General features: G+C 60.0%; 20 protein-coding genes and 1 pseudogene. 6 read left to right on the top strand and 15 right to left on the bottom strand.

What is annotated here, in order from left to right; genetic code table 11:
- From AC1RUK_RS21480 to AC1RUK_RS21490, 3 genes are read left to right on the top strand one after another with little or no spacing between them, the layout of a single operon-like run.
- Positions 1 to 774 (top strand): thiazole synthase, encoded by a 774-nt coding sequence (locus tag AC1RUK_RS21480; RefSeq protein WP_481839055.1) that lies wholly within the window; start codon positions 1 to 3, stop codon positions 772 to 774.
- Complete coding sequence (locus tag AC1RUK_RS21485; protein WP_481839054.1) at positions 771 to 1,376, top strand: thiamine phosphate synthase; 606 nt, start codon at positions 771 to 773, stop codon at positions 1,374 to 1,376. The genes AC1RUK_RS21480 and AC1RUK_RS21485 overlap by 4 nt, the downstream gene beginning before the upstream one ends.
- A complete protein-coding gene (locus AC1RUK_RS21490) occupies positions 1,367 to 2,128 on the top strand; it encodes a hydroxymethylpyrimidine/phosphomethylpyrimidine kinase (protein ID WP_481839053.1) in 762 nt (253 codons plus the stop codon). Before AC1RUK_RS21485 ends, AC1RUK_RS21490 begins: the two co-directional genes overlap by 10 nt.
- 297 nt (positions 2,129 to 2,425) lie before the next feature.
- Here the strand turns inward: AC1RUK_RS21490 and AC1RUK_RS21495 are convergent, their stop codons facing one another.
- Both AC1RUK_RS21495 and AC1RUK_RS21500 read right to left on the bottom strand, forming a co-directional pair.
- Positions 2,426 to 2,671, bottom strand: a complete 246-nt coding sequence (locus AC1RUK_RS21495; RefSeq protein ID WP_481839052.1) for a hypothetical protein — start codon at positions 2,669 to 2,671, stop codon at positions 2,426 to 2,428.
- Positions 2,672 to 3,070: 399 nt separating this feature from the next.
- Positions 3,071 to 3,505 carry an ATP-binding cassette domain-containing protein gene (locus AC1RUK_RS21500; RefSeq protein WP_481839051.1) on the bottom strand — a complete coding sequence of 145 codons (435 nt, stop codon included), beginning with the start codon at positions 3,503 to 3,505 and terminating at the stop codon, positions 3,071 to 3,073.
- Positions 3,506 to 3,633: 128 nt separating this feature from the next.
- Here AC1RUK_RS21500 and AC1RUK_RS21505 point away from each other — a divergent pair, with 128 nt between their 5' ends.
- A complete protein-coding gene (locus AC1RUK_RS21505) occupies positions 3,634 to 5,859 on the top strand; it encodes a mechanosensitive ion channel family protein (protein ID WP_481839050.1) in 2,226 nt (741 codons plus the stop codon).
- Positions 5,860 to 6,282: 423 nt separating this feature from the next.
- On the opposite strand, the gene AC1RUK_RS21510 is transcribed toward AC1RUK_RS21505, so the two are convergent.
- The 9 genes from AC1RUK_RS21510 to AC1RUK_RS21550 all read right to left on the bottom strand — a co-directional run bounded on the left by AC1RUK_RS21510 (position 6,283) and on the right by AC1RUK_RS21550 (position 15,977).
- Complete coding sequence (locus AC1RUK_RS21510; RefSeq protein ID WP_481839049.1) at positions 6,283 to 7,026, bottom strand: amino acid ABC transporter ATP-binding protein; 744 nt, start codon at positions 7,024 to 7,026, stop codon at positions 6,283 to 6,285.
- Positions 7,023 to 7,997 (bottom strand): amino acid ABC transporter permease, encoded by a 975-nt coding sequence (locus tag AC1RUK_RS21515; protein ID WP_481839048.1) that lies wholly within the window; start codon positions 7,995 to 7,997, stop codon positions 7,023 to 7,025. Before AC1RUK_RS21515 ends, AC1RUK_RS21510 begins: the two co-directional genes overlap by 4 nt.
- A gap of 161 nt (positions 7,998 to 8,158) precedes the next feature.
- Complete coding sequence (locus AC1RUK_RS21520) at positions 8,159 to 8,992, bottom strand: transporter substrate-binding domain-containing protein (protein ID WP_481839047.1); 834 nt, start codon at positions 8,990 to 8,992, stop codon at positions 8,159 to 8,161.
- A 164-nt stretch (positions 8,993 to 9,156) separates the two neighbouring features.
- A complete protein-coding gene (locus tag AC1RUK_RS21525; protein WP_481839046.1) occupies positions 9,157 to 9,543 on the bottom strand; it encodes a carboxymuconolactone decarboxylase family protein in 387 nt (128 codons plus the stop codon).
- The gene (locus tag AC1RUK_RS21530) at positions 9,536 to 10,360 is read right to left on the bottom strand and encodes an alpha/beta fold hydrolase (protein WP_481839045.1); all 825 of its coding nucleotides are present in this window, start codon (positions 10,358 to 10,360) and stop codon (positions 9,536 to 9,538) included. The genes AC1RUK_RS21525 and AC1RUK_RS21530 overlap by 8 nt, the downstream gene beginning before the upstream one ends.
- Before the next feature lie 5 nt (positions 10,361 to 10,365).
- Entirely contained in the window at positions 10,366 to 11,439 is a 1,074-nt protein-coding gene (locus tag AC1RUK_RS21535; RefSeq protein WP_481839044.1) for an LLM class flavin-dependent oxidoreductase, read from the bottom strand.
- A 40-nt stretch (positions 11,440 to 11,479) separates the two neighbouring features.
- Positions 11,480 to 12,991: an aldehyde dehydrogenase gene (locus tag AC1RUK_RS21540; RefSeq protein ID WP_481839043.1), complete on the bottom strand. Its 1,512-nt coding sequence runs from the start codon at positions 12,989 to 12,991 to the stop codon at positions 11,480 to 11,482.
- On the bottom strand, positions 12,988 to 13,980 hold the full coding sequence (locus AC1RUK_RS21545; RefSeq protein ID WP_481839042.1) for a flavin reductase: 993 nt from the start codon (positions 13,978 to 13,980) through the stop codon (positions 12,988 to 12,990). The genes AC1RUK_RS21540 and AC1RUK_RS21545 overlap by 4 nt, the downstream gene beginning before the upstream one ends.
- A gap of 191 nt (positions 13,981 to 14,171) precedes the next feature.
- Positions 14,172 to 15,977, bottom strand: coding sequence for a helix-turn-helix domain-containing protein (locus AC1RUK_RS21550; protein ID WP_481839041.1), 1,806 nt, complete (start codon positions 15,975 to 15,977; stop codon positions 14,172 to 14,174).
- Positions 15,978 to 16,188: 211 nt separating this feature from the next.
- On the opposite strand from AC1RUK_RS21550, the gene AC1RUK_RS21555 reads away from it, so the two are divergent.
- Positions 16,189 to 16,773 carry an amino acid synthesis family protein gene (locus AC1RUK_RS21555; protein WP_481839040.1) on the top strand — a complete coding sequence of 195 codons (585 nt, stop codon included), beginning with the start codon at positions 16,189 to 16,191 and terminating at the stop codon, positions 16,771 to 16,773.
- Between the two features lie 423 nt (positions 16,774 to 17,196).
- Here AC1RUK_RS21555 and AC1RUK_RS21560 read toward each other — a convergent pair.
- The 4 genes and pseudogenes from AC1RUK_RS21560 to AC1RUK_RS21575 all read right to left on the bottom strand — a co-directional run.
- Positions 17,197 to 17,334 (bottom strand): annotated as a pseudogene (locus tag AC1RUK_RS21560) (SDR family NAD(P)-dependent oxidoreductase); the annotation flags it as partial.
- Positions 17,335 to 17,635: 301 nt separating this feature from the next.
- Positions 17,636 to 17,890: a hypothetical protein gene (locus AC1RUK_RS21565; protein ID WP_481839039.1), complete on the bottom strand. Its 255-nt coding sequence runs from the start codon at positions 17,888 to 17,890 to the stop codon at positions 17,636 to 17,638.
- Between the two features lie 538 nt (positions 17,891 to 18,428).
- The gene (locus tag AC1RUK_RS21570; RefSeq protein WP_481839038.1) at positions 18,429 to 18,683 is read right to left on the bottom strand and encodes a DUF982 domain-containing protein; all 255 of its coding nucleotides are present in this window, start codon (positions 18,681 to 18,683) and stop codon (positions 18,429 to 18,431) included.
- A gap of 1,458 nt (positions 18,684 to 20,141) precedes the next feature.
- Complete coding sequence (locus AC1RUK_RS21575; protein WP_481839036.1) at positions 20,142 to 20,912, bottom strand: Crp/Fnr family transcriptional regulator; 771 nt, start codon at positions 20,910 to 20,912, stop codon at positions 20,142 to 20,144.
- 263 nt (positions 20,913 to 21,175) lie between these two features.
- Between AC1RUK_RS21575 and AC1RUK_RS21580 the strand changes: the two genes are divergently transcribed.
- Positions 21,176 to 22,627, top strand: coding sequence for an exopolysaccharide biosynthesis polyprenyl glycosylphosphotransferase (locus AC1RUK_RS21580; RefSeq protein WP_481839035.1), 1,452 nt, complete (start codon positions 21,176 to 21,178; stop codon positions 22,625 to 22,627).
- Positions 22,628 to 22,693: the final 66 nt, after the last annotated feature.

The raw sequence follows: 22,693 nt of genomic DNA on the forward strand, positions 1-22,693 counted from the left end.
ATGTTCGAGCTTCTCGGGACGACGCTTCCTTCCCGCCTGCTTCTCGGCACCGCGCAATATCCTTCGCCGGCCATCCTTGACGATGCGGTCAAGGCATCGGGCACGTCGGTGGTGACCGTCTCGCTGCGCCGTGAGATGGCAGGTGGCAGGGCCGGCGAGAAATTCTGGTCGTTGATCCGCTCGCTGGGCGTTAGAATCCTGCCCAACACTGCTGGCTGTCACTCCGTCAAGGAAGCGGTCACCACTGCGAAAATGGCGCGCGACGTCTTCGGTACGAGCTGGATCAAGCTCGAAGTGATCGGCAACCACGACACGCTGCAGCCAGACGTGTTCGGGCTGGTCGAAGCCGCCCGCATCCTGTGCGAGGACGGCTTTATGGTATTCCCCTACACCACCGACGATCTTGTCGTGGCCGAGCGGCTGCTGGAAGCGGGCTGCAAAGTCCTGATGCCGTGGTGTGCGCCGATCGGTTCCGCCCTCGGGCCGGTCAACATCATGGCGCTACGCTCGATGCGCGGACATTTCCCAGGCGTCCCGCTGATCGTGGATGCGGGGCTCGGGCGACCGTCACACGCCGCAACGGTCATGGAGCTCGGTTTCGACGCCGTGCTCCTGAACACGGCGGTCGCCAGGGCGGCCGATCCGGTCGGCATGGCGCGTGCCTTCGGCAAGGCGGTCGAAGCCGGTCGCGAAGCTTTTGGTTCGGGATTGCTCGAGCCGCGCGATGTCGCCGTGCCGTCGACGCCGATATTCGGCAGGGCGGTTTTCTCATGAAGCTCGATCCGTTCTATTTGATCGTCGACAGCGCCGCCTGGATTGAGCGGTTGGCACCACTCGGCGTCAAGCTGGTGCAATTGCGCATCAAGACCATGGACGAAGCCGGGTTGCGCTCCGAAATCCGAAAGGCAAAGACCTTATGTGCCGCGGAGCGATGCCAGCTCATTGTCAACGACCATTGGCGCCTGGCAATCGAGGAAGGCTGCGACTTCGTCCATCTCGGCCAGGAGGATTTGCAGACCGCCGACCGTTCGCGGATTCGGGCAGCCGGCGTCAGGCTCGGGCTGAGCACGCATGATGATGTCGAACTGGAGACGGCCATAGCGGCCATGCCCGACTACATCGCACTCGGTCCGATCTATCCCACCATCCTGAAAAAGATGAAATGGGCGCCGCAAGGGCTCGAACGGATCGGCGAGTGGAAGCGCCGGGTCGCACCTGTCCCATTGGTCGCCATTGGTGGCCTCAACCCTGACCGGCTCGATGGTGTCTTTGCGGCTGGGGCGGACAGCGCGGCAGTGGTGACCGACATCATGCTCAACGACGACCCCGAAGCGCGCACGCGGGAATGGCTCGAAAAGACGGACCAATGGCGCTGAGGCGAGAGCCGCATGTGCTTGTCGTCGGTGGATCGGACTCTAGCGGCGGGGCTGGAATTGCACGCGATATCGAGACGATCTCTTCCATTGGCGTGCGCACTTGCCTCGCTGTCACGGCGGTGACGGTGCAGACGCACGAAGCTGTCATGGAAATCCATCCTTCGCAGTCCGATCTTGTGGCCGATCAGATGCGCGCTGCGCTGCAGGCCAACCATGTGGCGGCCATCAAGATCGGCATGCTCGCAACAGCTGACATCGTCGTTGCGGTTGCCGGCGTGCTGCGCGAAAATCCGCGGATCCCAGCAGTGCTCGATCCGGTGCTGGCCTCCACGTCAGGTCGGACGCTCCTGGAAGCCGGAGCCGTCGACGCCATGAAGGGCGACCTGATGCCGCTTTGCCACCTGGTCACACCCAATCTCATCGAGTTGGCGCTCCTTATCGGCGCGGAGCAAGCGGTCGATGACGATGACGCGGTCTGGCAAGGCCAGGAACTCTTGGCCGCCGGCTCGCAGGCGATTCTGATCAAGGGCGGCCATGCAGTGGGACCCCGATCTACCGATAGTCTGTTGCGCCACGGTCAAGAACCAATCCTCTTCGACACACCGCGCCTTAAAGCGTCGATGCGCGGGACTGGATGCATGCTGGCCAGCGCGATTGCGGCACATCTGGCGAATGCGAGTCCACTCGAAGACAGCGTGCGCAAAGGCAAGCGGTTTGTTTTCGAGAGGCTTCAAAAACAAGCAGCCGAATGACAGTGGCTTTATGCTCAAGTTGAACTGCCCGTCTGAGAGGGCGCCCGCCTTTCGACACCTCAACCTTTGAATGGCTGTCATGACGCGAAGCAGACCCGCCGATTTGCACGCCATAGTACGCCACAGCACTCTCTGAAACTGAGCGGGATTTACTTCCGACGCAACGACATGTCAGATCAGCCAAACGGTCAGGAAGGAGCGGAGGAAATGGCTGACGGCAACTGACGTGCGCCAAAAGCTGAAATCACAAGGGCTGCCGTTCTACGCTGCGGCCTCCCCTACTCCCACTCGATTGCTTCAACCCATGATAACCAATTGATTTTGAAAGGCAATTTGTTTCCACTCGACACAGATACCGTCGAAGATGCCGTCAAAAATTCGAGCTTTTGATTTCATTGACGAATTACCGCTATTTGCGAATTCCTTGCTTCCGGGGACTATCGATAGGACGAGTCGATTTTTTCTTCGCAGACCGGCACTGATCCCCTTGGCGGCAGTGCGAAAAATACCGTCATCGTCCAACTTGCGCAGCAGCAATGCCACGCGGCGGCGCGAAGGCGCCCGGTTGCGAGGTGGCGCCCCAAGTAGCGCCGATAGTGTTCGGCGTGGCTCTCGCTGGTATCCTTGGCTGCTGCTTCGCCGGCCACAATGTACCACTTTCGGAGTAGGTGCCGGCCCTCGACTCAAACGCGAGTCACGGCCAATACTTCATGCCCGTAGCTTAAGCAGAGCGGGGGCTCGCACACATGTATGCTGATATCATCTCGGGAATAGCTGTTACTTCGATAGTCGTCGGAATCGCCGGTCAAGCCGTCCTACTTTGGATCGCACTGCGCGGCCTCAGTTGGACGCCGGCGGCAGATATCCAGACCATCCGAAGCGGCATTGCAGCGCGAAGGCGATTGGCCTGACGGCCACGCTGTCGCTCCCGGCCAAGCGGGTTTAGGGCGCTGTAAACTCAACCTTCATGTTCAGCTTGGAGGGCGCAGGGAGTCGCATGAGATAAAGGTCGCGGGAGCACTCGGGCAACCCCTGGATGGTCATGCGCCCAGTTTCCATCACATAGCCTCGGTCGGCGATGCCCAACTCGGCACACGTGTTCTGCTCTACCAGAAGCACCATGATGCCCAGCGTCTTCGAATTGGGATCACATCCATGATTTGCGCGACCAGGATTGGTGCCAGCCCCATGCTCGGCTCGTCGAGCAAAGGCCGGCAGGCCGCGCATCAGCGCGCGGGCAATCGCCAGTTGCACCGAAGTCGGAATGCCCTGTCCCCCGGCGGCTAAGCAAACACCGCCAGGTATCCGGCGCAAAATGGTCTGGCTCGGAACGATGACGTCTTGTACCGCAACATCGGTTTCTTCAAGGTAGGGCAACGACGGATATAGATGTCGTTGCTTGCCGATTTGACCGGAAGGTTAACAGCACGATGCCGCTCATGACTCGACGATTGGGAGCCAGGAAGCTGGCGCGCCCAGCACGACGTCTCGGAGACCTGACTGCGATGTTTGTCCTGATTGCCAGGCCGCTCGCTTTTGGGATCGCCCTCTTGTTGGCTGGTCAGGCACAGGCGCAGGCGCCGGCGACCGTCCCGCCTGAAAGGGTCAAACAGCTGTTCGAGCTTCTCGACGATCCTTCAGTGAAGGCCTGGGTGGCCGAACAACGAAATCAGGACGCAGGGTCAACGGGAGCGCCTGCCGGGGCAGGAGCTACGCCGACCGACGCATCGTCCGGCGCTGCGGCCGCACCAGGCCAGATGAATACGATGGCATCCTCGACGCTCGATCGGATCAGGCACCATATCGAAAGGATCGTGCGAACTTTGCCCCTGCTGCCAGGCCAGTTCGGGCGCGTTCGGGCAGAGACCATGCAGGATATGTCCAGCAAGGGGTCTGCCAGCGTATTGATTCTGATTGCGATGTTCATCGCTGCCGGCCTGGCGCTCACTTGGGCAACGTACAAGGTCACCCGTCCATTTCGCCTTTGGGTTATCGCGCAACCGAAGGATACGCCCATTGGGCGAGCCAAGAAGATTGGTGGTCGCACGCTTTATTCCAGCATGCTGATCGTCTCGTTCGCACTGGGCAGCGCCGGCGCGTTCATGTTGTTCGACTGGCCAATGCTTATCCGCGAGATTGTACTGACATTTCTGATGGCGGCAGTCCTTACATGGGGTGTGCGCATATACGTCATGGCCATGCTCGTCCCTTCCTTCATGAACGTCGAGAACGCCGTCGAGGTTCGTGGTTTGCCGATCACCAACGAAGCGGCTGACCATTGGTCCTATTGGCTACCCCGGATCGTCGGTGTCTTCGCCTTCTTCGGCGCCGCGTTTATCCTTTTGCCAGGTCTCGGCATCGATCGGGATGGAATGATGGTCCTGTCACTGGGTGCCGATTTCGTGCTGCTGTTGCTCTTGATGCTTGCCATTTGGCGTCGGCCAAGAACGCAGCGAGACGGTGCGCGCCACAGCGGTCACACGGAAGCGACATGGCTATTGACTGCTTATTTCGTCGTCCTGTTCCTGCAGCGTATCGCCGGCCTTTATATATACTTCTGGTTTACCTTCGCCGCATTCTTCCTGCCTTTGGCAATCGTGCTGACGCAGCGCGGGGTTAATTTCGTCCTGCGGCCGGGTTCGGAAGATGTCGGCCGGCCTACGATCCCGGCGGTGACGATCGCTGTCATCGATCGCGGAATCCGGATGATTTTGATCCTGGCGGCGGCTTACTTTCTCGCGCGTGTCTGGGGTCTGAACATGCAATCCATGCGGGACAGCGATACGACGACGACGTTCATATTGCGCGGCTTGATCAATGTCGTGGTCATTGCCCTCGCAGCCGATTTCGGCTGGTCGATCATCAAGGCTTTGATCGAACGAAAGCTGGGCATCGAAATACCGCACCCTGTGATCAGCGAGGAGGACGTCCCGATCCTCGATCCGCAGCAGGCCCGGCTGCACACGCTCTTGCCTATCCTCCAGAACATGCTGCTCGCATTGATCGTCGTGATGGCGGTGCTGATGATGCTCGCCTCTATGGGTATCCAGATCGGCCCACTGATCGCCGGCGCTGGCGTCGTTGGTATCGCTGTGGGATTTGGGGCACAAACCATAGTCAAGGACGTCATTTCGGGCGTGTTTTTTCTACTTGATGATGCGTTTCGTGTTGGCGAATACATTTTATCGGGCAATTACAAGGGTACTGTGGAAAGCTTTTCGCTGCGTTCGGTGAAGCTGCGCCACCATCGTGGTCCGCTGTTCACGATACCTTTCGGTGAACTCGGGGCAGTCCAGAACCAGAGTCGTGACTGGGTTATCGACAAATTCAACATCACCGTTGGCTATGACACTGATATCGACTTCGCTCGCAAGCTGATCAAGCGGATCGGCCTCGAACTGGCGGAAGATCCCGAGTTCAAACACTGGGTACTCGAACCAATCAAGATGCAGGGCGTACAGGAGTTCGGCGAATACGGCATCGTATTGAGGGTCAAGGCCACAACCAGACCGGGAGGCGCCTTCGGTATGAAACGCAAATTCTATGTACGCCTCCGCCAAGTCTTCAAGGAGCAGGGCATCGAACTCCCAATTCCGACAGTCCATGTCCAGGGGCTACAAAACCCCCATGGGGCAGAGAATGCGCCGTTGGAGATCACACCCGAGTTAAAAATGGCCGTCGCGCAGTCGCACACCAATCGGCGCAGAAAAAAAGGTAGCACGACAGAGTAGGAAAGCTGTGACACCTGCCGGTCACAGCGCGGCTTTCCGCAGGGCCAAAAAGTGAACGAGATGAACCGCAAATCGTTGTTTTTTCTGCGAAAAAAACTACGCCGGAGCACTCCAGACTACACTAACCCCTCACTCCCACCCGATCGTTCGCACTATACCTAACATGCTGATTTTGGTCGCGTAAAAGTCTTCGCTCTCAAAGATTACCGTCAGTTGTACCGTCTCGAAAGCTCGCTGTTGATTTCATTGGCAAATTTCGACGCTTCAGGTGGAAGTAGTGCGGGCGAAAAAAAGAGGCCATAGCTTGATGCGAGTTCGACAACGGAACTCCTGATTGCTCCGCTGCAGGCAGCACCAGCCTGACTACCTTACGAACGGATGCTCAATGACCTCTTTGCCGCCTTGAGCTTGGCAAAGTGTGCATCAGTGCTTCAGAATCTGGCTCAGAAACAGCTTGGTCCGGACATGTTTGGGATTGCTAAAGAAGCTGTCCGGCCTGCCTTCCTCGACGATCTGTCCGGCATCCATGAAGATCACGCGATCGGCCACCGCACGCGCAAAACCCATTTCATGGGTAACGCAAACCATAGTCATGCCATCGCGTGCAAGGCCGGTCATCGTGTCGAGCACTTCCGAGACCATTTCGGGATCGAGTGCCGACGTCGGCTCGTCGAAGAGCATCACCGCCGGCTTCATGCAAAGGCTACGCGCGATCGCTACGCGCTGCTGCTGGCCGCCGGAGAGCTGGACCGGGAATTTGTTCGCCTGTTCGGGGATGCGCACGCGTTCCAGAAACTGCAGCGCGGTCTGGCGCGCCTCGGCGGCCGAAACACCTTTGACCCACATCGGACCGGCCATGCAGTTCATCAGCACGGTCATGTGCGGAAACAGGTTGAAGTGCTGGAAGACCATGCCGACATTGCTGCGCACGTCGGCGACGTTCTTCATCTTCGGATGAAGCTCGATGCCGTTCACGGTGATGTCGCCTTCCTGATGCGCTTCGAGGCGGTTGAAGCAACGGATCAGCGTTGACTTTCCGGAACCGGACGGGCCGCAGATGACGATGCGTTCGCCCTTATGGACCGTCAGGTTGATGTCCTTCAGCGCATGGAATTGACCGTACCATTTGGACACGGCCTTGGCCTCAATGATCGGCTGAGCGCTCATCGCACCTTGCTCCTGGCATAGTGCCGTTCGATGCGGGACTGGATCAGTTCGAGGCAGATCGACAGGATCCAGTAGATGACCGAGGCCGAAATCAGCATCTCCATGTGCTGGAAGGTCTTCTGGCCGAGCGTGCGGGCAAGGAACATCAACTCCCAGACGCCGATGACCGACACCAGCGAGCTGTCCTTGAGCATGGAGATGAACTGGTTGCCGGTCGGCGGAATGATCACGGGAAGCGCCTGCGGCAGGATGATCCGGCGCATGGTCAGCGAAAAGCCGAATCCCATGGAGCGCGACGCTTCCCACTGACCCCGGTCGATGCTCTGGATGCCCGACCGGAAAATCTCGGTCATGTAGGCGCCGTAGCACAGCGACAGCGCCAGGATGCCGGCCGGCACGGCGCCGACGACGAAGCCTAGCTGCGGCAGACCGAGATAGATCAGATAGACCTGCATCAGCAGGGGCAAGCCGCGAAAGAAGGAGGTGTAGAAGCTGGCAATGGCATAGGCGAAGCCGTTGGTGGAGAGCTTGGCGACGGCGCCCAGGATGGCGATCAGGGAGGCGATGATGATGGAGATCGCCGAAACGTAGAGCGTGGTCACCACGCCCTGGGAAATCAGGAACGGCAGCTTTTCCCAGATGAAGGGCAGGCTGAGATGGAAGGTCTCGAAGAAGGCCAGGAAAAGCAGCAGCAGTTCCAGCCAGACGATGGCGATCTGGACGCGCAGCGAAGCAAAGCCGATCAGAACCACATTGAAGACGAACAGAAGCGCGATCATGAAAGCAATCGCGAACCTGCCGTAGAGACCGCTCTGGGACGGTTCGCCGATGATCGGGCGCATCAATTCGCCGAAACTCGTCGACGTCAGGTTGAAGGCGAGGAAGATCGCAAAGACGACGCCGAATATCGTCGCCACAAACCATGGCTTGTGCACGAGAATTTCGGCTTCGACGGTATCCGGGTAAAGCATCGACTGTCCCTTGGGGTGGTTGGCGGCCCGCTTAGAACAATTCGCCGTTTCATGGAAACGGCGAATTGTTCTATCTCTTTGTTTTTACGCAATTCCTGACGGAAAACCGCTTACACTTTTCCTGGAATTGCTCTTGAGCGGGCCGCCTGTGAAAGTCGAGACTATTTTACGATGGAATAATCGACCCCGTACCATTTCCTGGAGAGCGTGCTGAGCGTTCCGTCGCCTTTCATGCCCTTCACCGCATCGGCGATCTTGGCCGAGAATTCCGGGTCGCCATGTTCGATGGCGACGGCCAGTGGCTCGTAAAACACCGGCTCGCCGATCTGCTTGATCGGATAGCCGGCTTTCACCGCATCGACGATGCTGGGCTGGGACGAGACAACCGCGTCGAGCCGAACGCCATCGCCGATCCGCAGATCATCGAAGGCGGTGGTGGAATTCTCGTAGGAGTGCACCTCTTTCGGGTTGAGCTTGTACCCGAATGGCGGTGCGCCGGCCGCGTCGAGCGTCAAATCCTTCTTGGCGTAGGCTTCGAAGGTCGATGTCGTCGTCGCGCCGACGACCTTGCCGCCCAGATCGCTCAACGATTTGGCCTTGCTGTCCTTGTGAACGGCAACGGCGGCTGGCGTGAAGTAATAGACGGCGGGGAAATCGAAAATCTCGGCCCGCTTCTTGGTCGGCGTCATCGAGCCGACATGCATGTCCCAGCGGCCGACCCAGTTGCCGGCGGTGATGATGTCCCAGCCCGGCGTCACGAACTCGACCTTGACGCCGATGCGCTTGCCGATTTCCTTGGCCACGTCGACATCGAAGCCGTCGAGTTGGTTGTTCGCGTTGAGGAAGGACTGCGGCGCCCAGTTGGCATCGGTGGCGACCTTGAGGGTGCCGGCCGCCACGACACGGTCCAGCACCGCCCCGGCATAGGCAGGAAGCGTCGCCAGGGCAAAAGCCAGTGAAGCCGCCAGCGTGGTCAGTTTGACAGATGTTTTCATATGTTCAGTTCCCCTTGTTGTTGTTTGCTAATTTAGAAACGAGCTGGCTGGCGCCGTCTTCCGGCGAGCCAGAGGAGGTTTTTCGTGGCGGTTGCTCGGAAGGATGGTAAGCCGACCGCCGTTCCTGAGCCGCTTGTCCGGCCAGGATCCAGATTTTTTGCCGGTCATCGCGCTTCCGCCTTCATCTCGTCGCGCACCGTGCGCGCCACCCGAAAGGCCTCGACGCCGGCCGGAATGCCGCAATAGACTGATATCTGGATCAACGCCGCGCGGAGCTCGTCATCGCTCAGGCCATTGCGCATGGCACTGCGGAAATGCACGCCGAATTCATGCATGCGCCCCAAGGCGGCAAGCATGCCGAGATTGAGCAGGCTGCGCTGCTTGAGGTCGAGCGCCTTGTCGGTCCAGCATGTGCCCCAGCAATATTCGTTGAGGATATCCTGGAAGGGCCGTGAGAAGTCGTCGGCGTTGCCGATCGCCCTGTCGACATAGTCGTCGCCGAGAACCGTGCGCCGGACCGTTTCGCCGGCTTTCTGCAACGCTTCATCCATGGCTGGTTGCCCCCGCCGGTTGCGAATGGTCGGCCAGGAAATCCGCCATCAGGCCGGCCACCTGCGCCGGAGCCTCGATCAGGATCGAATGCCGCAATCCCGGCAGGATCTCGAGACGCGAACCACGGATCTGCTCGTGCATGTGGCGCGCCATGCGCGGGTTGGAACCCTGGTCGTCTTCGCCGGTGATGATCATTGTCGGCGACCTGATCTGGTCGAGGATGCCGCCGAAATCGGTCTCGGCCAGCACCCGGTAGGCGGCGGCGTAGCATGCCGGATCGTTTTCGGCATCGCGCCGGCGCAACTCGGCGATGACATCCGGATTGCGCTCCTGAAAATCCTCGGTCAGCCAGCGCGACAGCGACGCGGCATGATGTGCGCTCGGCTGGCTGGCGGTGAGCGCGGCAAGACGACCCAGAACCGCCTGGCGTTCCTCCACTGAGCGCCCGGCAACGGTTGCCAGCAGCACCAGCCGGTTGAGCCGATCGGGATGGGTCAGCGCCAGGCGCTGGGCGATGAGGCCACCGAGCGAGAAGCCGGCCAGATGAAAACTTGCGAAACCGACGTGATCGGGCAAGGCCAGCGTGTCGCCGACGAAGTCGTCGATCTCGTAGCGGCCCTTGATGCGGCTTGACCGGCCGTGGCCACGCAGATCGAACGTCAGGACCGTGAACTGGTCCTGCAGGCGAGCGACCACGCCGCTCCACGCTTCCAGGTAGGAGCCGACGCCGTGGATGCAGACCAGGTTGTGTGGCCCGCTTCCGTCGATGCGATAGTTGAGCTTGATGTCACCGTGGACGAAGGTACCGGCCGCCATCGCCGTCAACGCCCCACCGCAACAGCCTTGGCGCGATCCCGCGCGGCGAAATGCGGCATGACCTCGTCGACGAACAGCCTGATCGTCTTCTTCTGCAGCTCGAACGGCAGATTGAAGGTGAGCCCCAGGCAGTATTGGTCTACGCCGGCAGCCTCGTAATCCTCGAGCTTCTCGATGATCTCGTCGGGTGTGCCGAACATCAGGTTCTTGCGAATGCTCTCGGGATTGTAGTTGCCCTTGCCCTTGACGCTTTCGTAGGGAACGGCTTCCGGGAAACCGTTCTTCACCGTGCCGATGTTCTGGAACAGGTTCTCGAAGGCGCGCCCATAGTCGATCGCGTGGCGGACGGCGACCTCCCAGTCTTGCGGCCTGTCGTAGATGCAGGTGCGGCGCTGCATCATCAGGCGCGGGCGCGGCACCTCTGGATGGTCGGCAACCGCCTTGCGGAATTTTTCTCCAAGCACGGCGATTTCAGCGGCAGGCGCGGAAAGCGGCGTTGACAGGATGTTTGCGCCGATACCGACGGCCCAGTCGAATGTGCCGGGGTCGCGCGCCGCGACCCAGATCGGCGGATGCGGCGTCTGCAGCGGCTTGGGCACGCCGGCGGCGAGCGGGAATTTCCAATAGTGGCCGTCATGCGCATAGTCCTCGGCCCACAATTTCTTCACCGCCGGCACCAGTTCCTTCAGGTAGGCGACGCCCTTCTGTTGCGGCATGCCGCCGGCCATGCGGTCGAATTCATACTGGTAGGAGCCGCGGGCGATGCCGAACTCCAGCCGGCCGCCGGTCAGGTGATCGCAAAGCGCTGCTTCGCCGGCCAGCCGGATCGGGCTCCAATACGGCGCCACCAGCGTCGAGGTGCCAAGCCGGATCTGCTGCGTGTGCTGCGCAAGCCAAGTCAGCGTCATCAGCGGATTGGGCGAGATGGTGCACTCGATGGTGTGATGCTCGGCTGTCCACAGCGTCTCGAAGCCGCCCTCGTCGGCCATGCGGGCCAGTTCGAGCAGATTGTTCTTCACCGTCGCCATCGGCGTCTGCGGCGAGAAGCGCTCCATGGTCAGCGACACTGCAAACTTCATTCTCTGCTCCCGCGGGCTTTTGGTCGGTTTTGGACAGCGCTCAGCGCAGGCGAATGACGAAGGGATCCTGCATGGCTCCCGAATAATCGATCATGATGTTCTTCAGCCGGGAGAACTCCTCCATCACGTCAAACCCGCCCCGGCGGCCATAGCCGCTTTCCTTGAAGCCGCCATTCGCCGACATGAAGGAGGAGGCGCGATAGGTGTTGATCCAGACCGTTCCGGCGTCGACATTGCGGGCAAACCGCAGCGCGCGGTCGATGTCCTTGGTCCAGATGCCGGAAGACAGCCCATAGCGTGTGTCATTGGCGAGCGCGGTCATTTCCTCTTCCGAAGAAAAAGGGATGACGCCGACAACCGGCCCAAAAATCTCTTCCTGCATGAAGTCCATGTCGTTGCGGGCGTCGACCATGACCGTCGGTTCGAAATACCAGCCACCTGCAAGGTCGGCGGATTGCGGCCTGCGGCCGCCGGCGGCGATCCTTGCCCCCTGGCGGACGCCCGAGGCGACATAGCTTTCGACCTTGGCAAGCTGCGCCGACAGCGCCAGCGGTCCCATGTCGGTATCGTCGTTCAAGGGATGGCCGACCCTGATGCGCCTGGTGCGTTCGACCAGTGCATCGGCGAACCGGTCATAGGCGCTGGCCTCGACGAAACAGCGCGATCCGGCGACGCAGCTCTGGCCCGCGGCGGCGAAGATGCCCGAGACGACGCCATTGACGGCATGTTCCATGTCGACGTCGGCAAAGACGACATGGGGTGATTTCCCGCCAAGCTCCATCTGGCACGAAACCAGATTGGCCGCCGCATTCGCGGCAATGCGCCTGCCGGTGGCCGTGCTGCCGGTGAAGACGATCTTGGCTATACCCGGATGGCGGGTCAGCGCCTCGCCCGCACTGGCGCCCGTGCCGGTCACGACATTGACGACGCCTGAGGGAAAGCCGGCTTCCATGATCAGTTCGGCGAGTGCCAGCGTCGAGGCGGTGGCGTGTTCGGACGGCTTGATGACGACGGTGTTGCCGATTGCAAGACAGGGCGCCAAGGTGCCCGTAAGCAGCATCAGCGGCGAGTTCCACGGCGTGATCATGCCGACGACGCCAAGCGGCTCGCGCATGTTGAAGTTCAGCATGTCGAGCTTGTTGACGGGGATGGTGTCGCCCAGCAGCTTGTCGGCCATGCCCGCGAAGTAGGCGTAGGAATCCGGCATGGCGCGCATCTGCGCCCGCATTTCCTTGAGCAGCTTGCCATTGTCGCGCGTCTCGATCAGCGCCAGTTCGTCGGCATGTTCGGCCACGAGTTGCGCCAGCCGATGCACAAGCTTGCCGCGGTCGGTCTGAGTCATCCGGCGCCATGCCGGATCGGCAAAGGTCTTTCGCGCGGAGGCTACGGCGGCGTCGACATCGGAGGCGTCCGCTTCGGCCAGTTCATACCAGGGCTTGGCCATAGTTGGGTCATAGCTCGGAATATACTGGCCGCTTTTGGGAGCGACGAAGCCGCCGCCAATGAAAAGCTGCTGACGAGAATTCTCGAGCGATTTGACGATCGTTTTCATGGCTTTTCCTGTTCGATGTCCTGGGGACCCTGCGTCCATGGCTGCGAGCCACCGTCGATCCGTGCGAGACGCCCGCCATCGCCCGAATCCATGTAGATGCTGAAGCGCTCGTCGCTCCGCTCACGGCTATAGCGGCGCAGCAGCGCGCGGATCTCGCGGGCCGGGATGTCCTCGTGTGGAAGGTCGGCGAGCGGAAAGAAGCGGAACCCCGCGGGCATGGCGAAGGCGGCCGAAGCGCCGGAGAGACGGGCGCGATAGATGAGGTAGCCGGGATCCCTGTCGGCGACATCGAAGACCGAATAGAGGAACGTCTCGTCGGGCAGCAGTGTCAGCGCATCGCCGCCTTCGAGCTTGAGTTCGTTTTCCGCTTTCCGGCTCTTGGCGCTGGGCAGCACCCAGCCGCCCTTGCCGTCGGAGCGAAGCAGGATGTTTCCGTCCGCTTCGATCAGATAACCAACGATCATCGAGTGCGAGGCAAGCCAGCCCGGCGGCAGCGGATCCTTCACCGACGCATAGCGCCCCCGGCAAAAGCCGAGCGGCGCCGAGGGACTGGTGCCGAACGCCTGCACGGCGCCGATCAGCACGACGTGATCGCCGGCGTCGACGCGGTTGTGCACGGTGCAGTCGAACCAGGTCAGGCACTCGTTGAGGATCGGCGCGCCGGTGTGCACGCGGTCATGGCTGACGGATCCGAACTTGTCGTGAGCCTTCGAGGCGAAGACCGCCGAGACCTCGGTTTGCCCCTCATGCAACAGGTTGACCGCGAAGGAATCGGAAGCATTGAACGCCGCATAGCTGGCCGCCGCCTTGCCGACGCAAACCAGCAGAAGCGGCGGATCGAGCGAGACCGACGTGAAGGAGTTCGCCGTCATGCCGCGCGGCGTGCCGTCGGCATCGCGGGTGGTGATGACAGTCACGCCGGTCACGAAGGTTCCGAAAGCCCTTCTGAGGGCGATCGGATCGATCGTTGGTTGCGGGGTGGTCAGCATCTGGCCTCGTATTCCCTCTGCGATTGCCAGAAACGTTAGCCGCTCGTTGGGAACCGTTCTTCCTCCTGTTGAGAGGAACAGGAGGCGGAGGCGCTGCTGTGTTTGCGAGCAAGAACAGGGCATGCGATCCGGACAACAGTGGGCGTGTTCCCAAGCCGGAAAGCGTCTGCTCGGCGGATGCTGGACTGACGTTATTTTTCGGCGGAGGCGCGGCTGTCAATGACTTCGCGCAAGCGAATGGCGAGCTCAAAAGCAAAGCGCCGATCGGGCGAATCGAGATCGACGCCGAACAGTTCGTGAATGCGCGCCAGCCGGTACCGCAAGGTGGTCACGTGCAAGCCCATCGCGTCGGCGCAGGCCTGGCTGCGGCATCCTTCGCGCAGATACGAAAACAGCGTTTCCATATAGGGCGTGCCGTGCTGGCGATCGTGGTCGGCGATGGCGCCGACACTGTCCTGCACGAAGTCGCGAACGTCCTCGACATCGGCGGCAGCGACCAGCATCGGCAGTGGGCCGAAATCCTGGCTGGCAAACACGCCGGTGCGGCCGAACGAACGGCCGATGCGGATCATGCGCCGGCAGCGATCCCACGCCGTCGGATAGTCCGCAAGTTTGGTGCAGAGACCCGAGAGAACGACGAACGGCTCCTGGCCGAAATAGCGCCCCAGCTCCTCGGCGATCTTGCGCAGCAGCTTGTTGATGCGCTCCTTGTCGTCGCCCAGTTCGGGCGGGATCAGGCAGACAAGGCCGTTGTCGACGACGACGATGCCGGCCGCGACCGAATTCTGCTGCAGTAACCGGGTCACCGCATGATGCGGATCGACCGAACGTCCGGCGCTGCTTTGCGCGGCTTCAGGCAGGTCGATAACGATCATCTGCTGCGGCGACGCCAGCCCGACGCCGAGCCGTTGCGCCCGCTGCATCACGTCGGCGGCGTCGTGCGAACGATGCTCGACGACCTCCATGAACAGCTCCGTCAGGGTGCGCGTTTCGAAACGGAAGCGGATGAAACTGCGCATCATCTGGACGCTGAGCGCGAATTTGGCGCTGTCGAGCAGGAGCAGATCGAGCTGGCTGAACGGCTCCTGCATGGTGAAGATGACCAGCGCACCGACGGCCTCGGCGTCAACGCTCAGCGGCTCGATCTTTGCAGCGACACGCAGACGGCGCGTGCCGTCATCGAGGAAGAAAGTGTGAGCCTCGTTCTGCGACCGGTCGACCGCCGACCGCGCGACCTTCATGATCTGCCTGTGCAAAGTCGTGTTGGCAGCGAGCTGCCAGGCCGCGTCGTCGAAATGCTTCTCGCTCGGCGAGCGGCTGGCGACGATCAGGTTTGCGGTGAAATCGACCACGACTACCGGGTTGGGAACAAGCGCGCTGATCTTGCCGGCAAGCGATGAAACCGAGCTTTCCGCCAATGCCTGTTGCAGCAGCGACGTATGTGCCTGCAGGGCCTGCTGGAGCCGCTCAGCCGCCCGCTTCTCCCCACGCAGCTTATGCTGTTTTTCGACCGCGATTTCACCGAGATGGACGATCATGCCAATGAAGGCAAGGTCGTCGCCGCTGACGTCCATGATCTCCCGGGAGACGACGCTGAGCACCATTGGCCGACCGGCCTCGTCGACGCAACTCATCGGCATCACGAGAACGCTGCGATAGTCGCGTTCAAAAGCCTCCTTGCGATAGCCCGAAAACTCCTCCGAGACCCGGGCATCCCTGATGTAAACCGGCTCGTTGCGTTGCAGGGCGATGATCGACGGGCTGGTGGCGAGTTCCCAGCGGTCGGGGAGCGGCCGCTGGATCAAGGTCGGGTCATGGCGCACGATCACGTAGGCATGGCCATGCGGCGCGTCGATGCTCATGATCGAGCCCATCGTCCACCTGGCATGCCGGCAGGCAGCCAACACAAGATCGCGCAATACTGTGCTCAAGTCGCCGCCAGAGTTGATCAGGCTGGCAGCGTCCCGCAAGGACAGGATTTGCGACTGGTGGTTCACGTTGCGATCTGTTCCTGCTGGCCGGTCTGTTCCTGCTGACACGCCAAGGGCTGATAGAAGGGGCTGATATAAGCAATTCGCGGCCTTGCGAAGCTACACGTCTTCCGACAGCGAGACATCCAGATTTTCCTCCGAAGCGGAGGAAGACGCGTGGCCGGCCCCTCCCCTAGCCTGACGTCCGAGTTCTGCGCAGGAAAGGCCGTTGAAGCGAATGGAAATCAGGAAAATCTGCACCTTCATCGACGAGGTTCTGATCGAGGGCGGCAAGGCGGCAGGCAAGCCGGTGACATCAATCGTCGTCGCGGCCGTTTTGAAGAACCCTTGGGCAGGGCGAGGCTTTGTCGAGGATCTTCGCCCCGAGATCCTCGACGTCGCCCCAAAAGTCGGCGCCGAACTCACCCAGCGCCTGATCGCCCTGATGCCCCCGGCCGACATCGAGTCCTACGGCAAGGCCGCGGCAGTCGGCGTCAATGGCGAGATCGAGCATGCCTCGGCGCTGATCCACACGCTGCGCTTCGGCAACCTGTTCCGCGACGCGGTTGGCGGCACCACCTATCTCGAATTCTGCAACACCCGAAACGCGCCCGGCGCGCTGATGTCACTGCCGATGATGCACAAGAGCGAGAACGGCAGGCGCTCGCATTTCATCACCGCGAACTTCCAGATCGCCGACGCGCCAGGTGCCGACGAGGTGTTGGTTGCCATCGGCGCAGCCAATGGCGGGCGGGTGCACGCACGCATCGCCGACAGGTTTCAAGATATGGCGGAGATGGAGGCGAAGAACGGCTCATCGTGACCTCGAGGCGTTGCTCCAAGTGACGTGAATTTCGGATTGCCACGCTAGGTCTCGGCATTGCTCAGCACGGCGTCGCTCTCGGCCAACACCGCTCCCGGCAGCGGCCCTTTTCCAGAGCACCGAGATCGTCCTCGATTTGCTCGCGCCCGTGTGAAGCCGAGAATCGGCAAGGCAATTGCCGACTTGGCGAAGCTATCCTCAAGATATTGATTTTATTGGCGTTTTGTGGGTGAAACTCGGAACCCTTCCCGTATCGTTCCGTATGATCTCGCCATTGATTTAGCTCGAACTCGCGATTTCCAATATTGAACCCGGCTCGCAACGCCATTTGGCCACCCTTCTGCGATTCCCAGTTGGAAACGTTCAGTCCGACGATCCTTCGCGCCGAAAATCCGCGGCGAGGTAGTCGATGATGGCGCGGACGAGTCCACCCCTCGACGAGTGACCGAAGCAGGCGACATTGGCACCGGCCTCAGCAAGGCCGACCGCTATGGCCTGACCGATACCGCTGCCGGCGCCGGTGACCAATGCGACGTCGCCATCCAGTTTGAACAGATCCATTGGGGTTGTTCCTTCCGATTCCCTTGATCGCACAAGCAGGAGAGCCGATACGACAGCAACGATGCTATTACTGAACGACGTTTTGGCGATCCGCATTCTGATCAGCGGCCGAGAGAATGTTTGAGAGAGACAGCGACTGTCCACGACGCTCCTCCGGCACCCAGCGGAGAAAGCCGCCGATACGCCGTTGGACCTTGATCAGATGGCCGGCAGCGATGTCGCTCAGACGATGGTCAAGAAAGGGGTTGTCGACAGCGGACGACGCGGCCAAGAAGGTGAACGACCTGATGGGCGGCGGACTCTAGCCGAAGTCCATTGGCGTCGGCCCGGTATGGGCCGTCTGACCACGAAACTCCACTAGCGCGCCATGTGATGCGTAGCCATGGGTGACGACCCCAACCTGCACCTTCACGGCATCGAGGACAGGGCCTTGCGGCATGAAGGTGTAGACATCAAGCAGCGCGCGAAGCAGGAGATCATAAGCGTCAAGACTGTGCAGGCCCAGCGGATTCTGCACGATCTCGGCGGCCGGCTTCAGCGAGTCGGCGCCGCACACCGATCGCGCGCTCGCGGCGGCCCGACAGTCTGTTGGGGTAGAACTGCGTGACCGTCGGGCCTTACCGGCATGGGTGGCAAAGCCGGCTAAGCGTCAGTAGTAATATTAGCAATTCCTCAATAAAACCCCAGCGGCGCAGTTTTCCCCAACTTTAGGGCTATGTAGCTCCCCCAGGCAGGCGCGCAAAGGCGATGTCGCCAGCCGCCAGACACCCTGTTTGCCCGTTAGGCCCGGCGGCCGACCCCACACCCGACAGCTGGGCCGCTCCGGTGCTCACCAAACTTGGACTCCCCGATGCTAGGACCATTGTCCGCAGAGACCGGACCATGGTCCCGCTTGCAAAGCGGGCTGCCGACAGCACGTCATTCTAGAAACCGGCTGGCCTCGCAATTCGGTCGGTTAAGGCCCAGCGTGCTTGGCGCGCCGCCGGCCGCTGGCCCTTGTTTTGCAGTCGTTCGTCCGCACTGCCAACGTCGTAATAGATCATAGCGCCAGGAAAACCGGCGACCGACGAAGGTGGCCAAGGCGGCACAGGTGTTCAGTTTTCTTCTTCAATGCGAGGAAGGAGGCGACCATTCTCTATGGCAGCAATCCGGAAGCACCTCCTGGCCTCTTGCGGTGTCGCTTTGCCAGCCAGGGCGGCGGTGCAAACGCGTGCCGCTCGGTTCCAGTGCGGGCCTCGCTCGGTCCATGTCAGGAGTTCCTGGGACGCAGCTTGTACGTTACTGACCAGAAGTCGATGACCGGCATTGGTCTTCACGGGGACCTTCGGGGTGAAGGAGAGGATAGACATTAGTAAAGTCTAATGGAACGAGGGAACGTTGGGTAGAAATTTCTGAGCCGAGGTGGGCGCAGACTGCCCGCTTGCCCGTCGCTTCTCGCGAAGGCTCGCCGCAACTGCAGCTCCGCTTGCAGGATTTGTTGCGTATGAGCCATCTGCTAATGGGTTCCGTCAGGGTCGCCTGAGCGCAGGACGCTGCTGAGGGACAAAGTGGACTAAAATTTAGAGCGCTGACGGCAGTGCGCAAGCGCGAAACGGCTCGCTGCCTGGCTAGCAGCGAGCCGTACAGGTAGGGCCGGAACAAGGGGGGCATTAAGAGTCTCCGGCCAAGGCATCAAACGACAAGCTGGAAATTTCGTTCCGTGGGGCTCGATTTGGTTAATTTCGTACACAATGTGAAGGTGTCACCGCCCGTTTGGCCTTCGGCTGGGTGTCGGGCGCGTAGATCAGCCCGACGCGCTTGCCGCCGCACTTGGCACGTTTCAGCTTTGGAATGATATCGTCTGCCATAGCCGCCGCATCCCGGGGGCACGCGAGCGCCTGGGGCGGCGAAAAGATCGATGCGGCCTACCACAACAAGCAGCAGCCCACGGCGCATGGCTGTGTGAGATGCCTCCCTTAACTGGCGGTCGAATTACCGCAATGGCGCTTTCGTAGCAGCCACAGCACGCCTGTTGCGGGCAGGGAGGCGGTCAGCCCGACCTCGGCCCGAAGGCGGGAAGGGTGCCAGAAAGGCTATCCCAAGCACGTTAGCGACAGCTTGTTAATTCACTCACATACAACTTCCCTGAGTGGCGTAAAAGAAATACGAGAACAGGCAATCTAGCCTCTCTTAAGGGTAGATCTGGCGGCGACAACAAAGATCATCGCCAGAAAGAGGATATTGGCGTTTGAAACCAACCCAATATCGTTCTCATCACAAACTTTGTGATGGTATCAAAAATAGCACCAAAAGAGCTAAATATGTACAAGATCGCTGTGGCCGCGTCTGCACTTTTCATCCTGACGGCACCTTCGTTGGCGGCTGAGTCAAATTTTTGTCCGCAGCCTTCGTGCGGACAATGGCTTTGAGCCTCCGGCCGCCTCGAAGGGTCAACATTCGTTCGATTCAAAAGAAATGGTGGGGCCCGTGCAGACAGGGTCCATCGGGAACGCCGGTGCCGTTCCGACATCCAAGTGCGTCGGGGTGAGCCCAAGAGAGCACGACCCTCTCAGCCCGACTGCCGGAACTGAAATCCAAAATAGGAGCGGTGGCTTAGCGCCACCGCTTTGCTTCTTCTGAGATCACAAACGCCCCTCATTGGCCAGCGCCTCGACCAGCCTGCGACCCCGGCGTGGCTCCGCGGCGTCGACGAGGAGCCGTACACCGTTGGGGGCGAGCGGATACGGTGCATTGTCCGGTGTGGCGACTTACGACGCCGACGAAAGGGCTCTACCGAGGGATGCGAGAACGACCGGCGGCACGTCGGTTTATTGCCTCCCCTGCCATAAAGATGCCCGAGCACGTGGGATATGCATCATCGAACGATCAAAGGCGATTTCGCCAAGAGCAACAGACTCTAACGCGGCCCGATTGAGGATCGTCAGCGAGCCGTGGTCGTATTGGGTCAGATGCCGCCGCTCCCATTCTCTCAGGCAACGATTCACTTTCGCTCGAGAAGCCGGGACCATTGCCGCGAGGTCGGTCTGCGAAATGTGAATGCTCCGAGCTCTATCCACGGTAGCCATGCTGTGCGGCCTCCCTGTCAATCGCAAGAGCGTGCTCGCCAATCGAGTGGATAGGGCACTGGCCGCGCTGTGGATCACTCGCTCTTGCGCGTCGTGCGTTGCTTCGCACAAGTACGGGATCACCTTTAGTGCGAGATCGGGGTGTTTGTCGAAGACCCTAGCCATGAAAGCTACTTCGATCTGCATCAAGTCGCTGTCCACAACTGAAGCAGCGTTCATGCTACTGCGTCGCGTGATGAACAATCTAGTCAGGTCGAACGTGTCACCAGGACCGAGATCAGAAAAGATAAATTCTCGACCGTCCGAAAGTGGAGCACTAAGCCGAATTTTTCCTTGAATTATGTAGTAAATATAACTTGGTATGTCACCAACGTGAGTAAGAATTTTATTCTTAGGAACCTTTCGTAGGATGGCCACTTTCGCCAGTTCATTAAGAACATCTTGCCCAAATAGCCGAAATAAGCGTATTTTATCGAGCTGTCCGACCCGAACCTCAGCGCTACTCAATGCCATGGCTCTCGCCCCCTTCGTAGGGTAAAGCGCCCCGGTCCCCTAAAGCATTGCCTTGACTACCTGGAACGAGTCCGACTCCGGGCCGTTCTCGCGCAAACGCACTAAGCCAGAAAATATTAGCACATTAGCATATTAGGATACCACCAAAATAGTCCCCCCCTCTGTGCCCGGGGTAACAGCGACATGTGTCTGAGAGAGTTTAAATCAAATTTGACCGACTGGAAGCCGTTGAGAGACACAACAGGATCCGGGGGCTTGTCTCCATGCGGCATGCACCAACCCAAGCGTCGAGTGCGTTCTTAAAGCGGAGCATCGAACCGCTACGGCTTCCTGTGGGAGCAGTTTGCATATTTCTTGCAACTGCTGATTTCCTCCTTGCAGAGACGATACTCCTTGCCTCAAATGAGGTCTATCATAGGCACCTCGGGGTGAGCCCGTCAGATATTTGGGGGACGATTTATCTCAGCGTTACCGCCGGCCTATTGCTCGTCGCATTCATGGCTGCCAGAGGCGCCTATACGGTCAGTGGCATCCTGGACGATCACCGTGTGATCAAAACACTCTTCACCGGGTGGTTGTTCGCTTTCTTTGCAATTCTCTGGCTCGCCTTTCTCACGAAGACCACGTCGACTTTCTCGCGCGGCTCTTTGACTCTGGCGTTTGCTGTCGGATTCCCAATCCTGCTGCCTGGCCACGTGGCTCTCGCGCGTGTGCTGAAACGGCTTCTGGCCGCTGAGAAGCTCGTCTTGCGCACAGCCTATCTGTTTTACGCTGGCGTTCCTGGAATGGAACAGGGGATAATCAGCAAGCTCGGGCAACAGGGCATCGCGGTTTGCGGTGTTTCGAACATCGAGAACCGCGATGGCACGATCGCAGCACAATCGGTGCATGCCGGCGTCGCAGCTGCGCAGGCTGCTTTCCGTTTTGGTCCATATGAGGCAGTTTATCTGTTTTGCCCGTGGGACCAGCGTAAGTTGATCGAACGCATCCTGGAGGAAATGTGCCGCCTCCCGCTGCCGATCTATCTTTTCGCCGATGCCTACACAGATAAGATTCTGGCCGGATGTCCCCTGCACACCGGCTGGCAGCGAGCCTTCGAAGTCCAGCGCGCGCCTTTGAGACCTACCGACCGCTTGCTGAAGCGGTTGTTCGACGTTGTTCTTGCATCCCTGCTACTGCTGTTCCTGTTTCCGTTGATGGCGGTAGTCGCATGTGCCATAGCGATCGAGAACGGTCGCCCAGTGCTGTTCCAGCAGACGCGGCGGGGTTTTTGTGGTAACCCATTCAATATTTACAAGTTCCGATCGATGACCGTGCAGGAGAACGGTAAGGAAATTCGCCAAGCTCAACGTAATGATAGGCGAGTTACCCGACTTGGCCGTATATTGCGCCGGTCAAACATCGACGAGTTGCCGCAGTTATTCAATGTGCTTCGGGGAGAAATGTCCCTGGTAGGCCCGCGACCCCACGCCGTCGCTCATGACGATACCTATAGCAAGGTTATTGAGAGCTATGCTTATCGCCATCGTGTAAAACCCGGTTTGACAGGCTGGGCCCAGATCAACGGCTTCCGAGGGGAGACGAAGGAGCTGTGGCGGATGGAAAAACGCGTTGAGCATGATCTCTGGTACATAAAGTCCTGGAGCGTGCGGCTCGATCTTAAGATAATTTGGACGACCGCTTTGCTGTTGCTTTCGGATCGTGATGTCTATTGATGTATAGCACCTTGTCAGGGCTCTCCATGGTTCGATGCGATTGGCCGCCGCTCGCCTGGCTTATGT

It is taken from the genome of Mesorhizobium monacense (assembly GCF_056781675.1).

Coding starts and splice junctions, on each gene's coding strand:
- AC1RUK_RS21480 (WP_481839055.1), top strand. CDS start 1: ATGTTCGAGCTTCTCGGGACGACGCTTCCTTCCCGCCTGCTTCTCGGC.
- AC1RUK_RS21485 (WP_481839054.1), top strand. CDS start 771: ATGAAGCTCGATCCGTTCTATTTGATCGTCGACAGCGCCGCCTGGATT.
- AC1RUK_RS21490 (WP_481839053.1), top strand. CDS start 1,367: ATGGCGCTGAGGCGAGAGCCGCATGTGCTTGTCGTCGGTGGATCGGAC.
- AC1RUK_RS21505 (WP_481839050.1), top strand. CDS start 3,634: ATGTTTGTCCTGATTGCCAGGCCGCTCGCTTTTGGGATCGCCCTCTTG.
- AC1RUK_RS21510 (WP_481839049.1), bottom strand. CDS start 7,026: ATGAGCGCTCAGCCGATCATTGAGGCCAAGGCCGTGTCCAAATGGTAC.
- AC1RUK_RS21515 (WP_481839048.1), bottom strand. CDS start 7,997: ATGCTTTACCCGGATACCGTCGAAGCCGAAATTCTCGTGCACAAGCCA.
- AC1RUK_RS21520 (WP_481839047.1), bottom strand. CDS start 8,992: ATGAAAACATCTGTCAAACTGACCACGCTGGCGGCTTCACTGGCTTTT.
- AC1RUK_RS21525 (WP_481839046.1), bottom strand. CDS start 9,543: ATGGATGAAGCGTTGCAGAAAGCCGGCGAAACGGTCCGGCGCACGGTT.
- AC1RUK_RS21530 (WP_481839045.1), bottom strand. CDS start 10,360: ATGGCGGCCGGTACCTTCGTCCACGGTGACATCAAGCTCAACTATCGC.
- AC1RUK_RS21535 (WP_481839044.1), bottom strand. CDS start 11,439: ATGAAGTTTGCAGTGTCGCTGACCATGGAGCGCTTCTCGCCGCAGACG.
- AC1RUK_RS21540 (WP_481839043.1), bottom strand. CDS start 12,991: ATGAAAACGATCGTCAAATCGCTCGAGAATTCTCGTCAGCAGCTTTTC.
- AC1RUK_RS21545 (WP_481839042.1), bottom strand. CDS start 13,980: ATGCTGACCACCCCGCAACCAACGATCGATCCGATCGCCCTCAGAAGG.
- AC1RUK_RS21555 (WP_481839040.1), top strand. CDS start 16,189: ATGGAAATCAGGAAAATCTGCACCTTCATCGACGAGGTTCTGATCGAG.
- AC1RUK_RS21570 (WP_481839038.1), bottom strand. CDS start 18,683: ATGTCTATCCTCTCCTTCACCCCGAAGGTCCCCGTGAAGACCAATGCC.
- AC1RUK_RS21575 (WP_481839036.1), bottom strand. CDS start 20,912: ATGGCATTGAGTAGCGCTGAGGTTCGGGTCGGACAGCTCGATAAAATA.
- AC1RUK_RS21580 (WP_481839035.1), top strand. CDS start 21,176: ATGCGGCATGCACCAACCCAAGCGTCGAGTGCGTTCTTAAAGCGGAGC.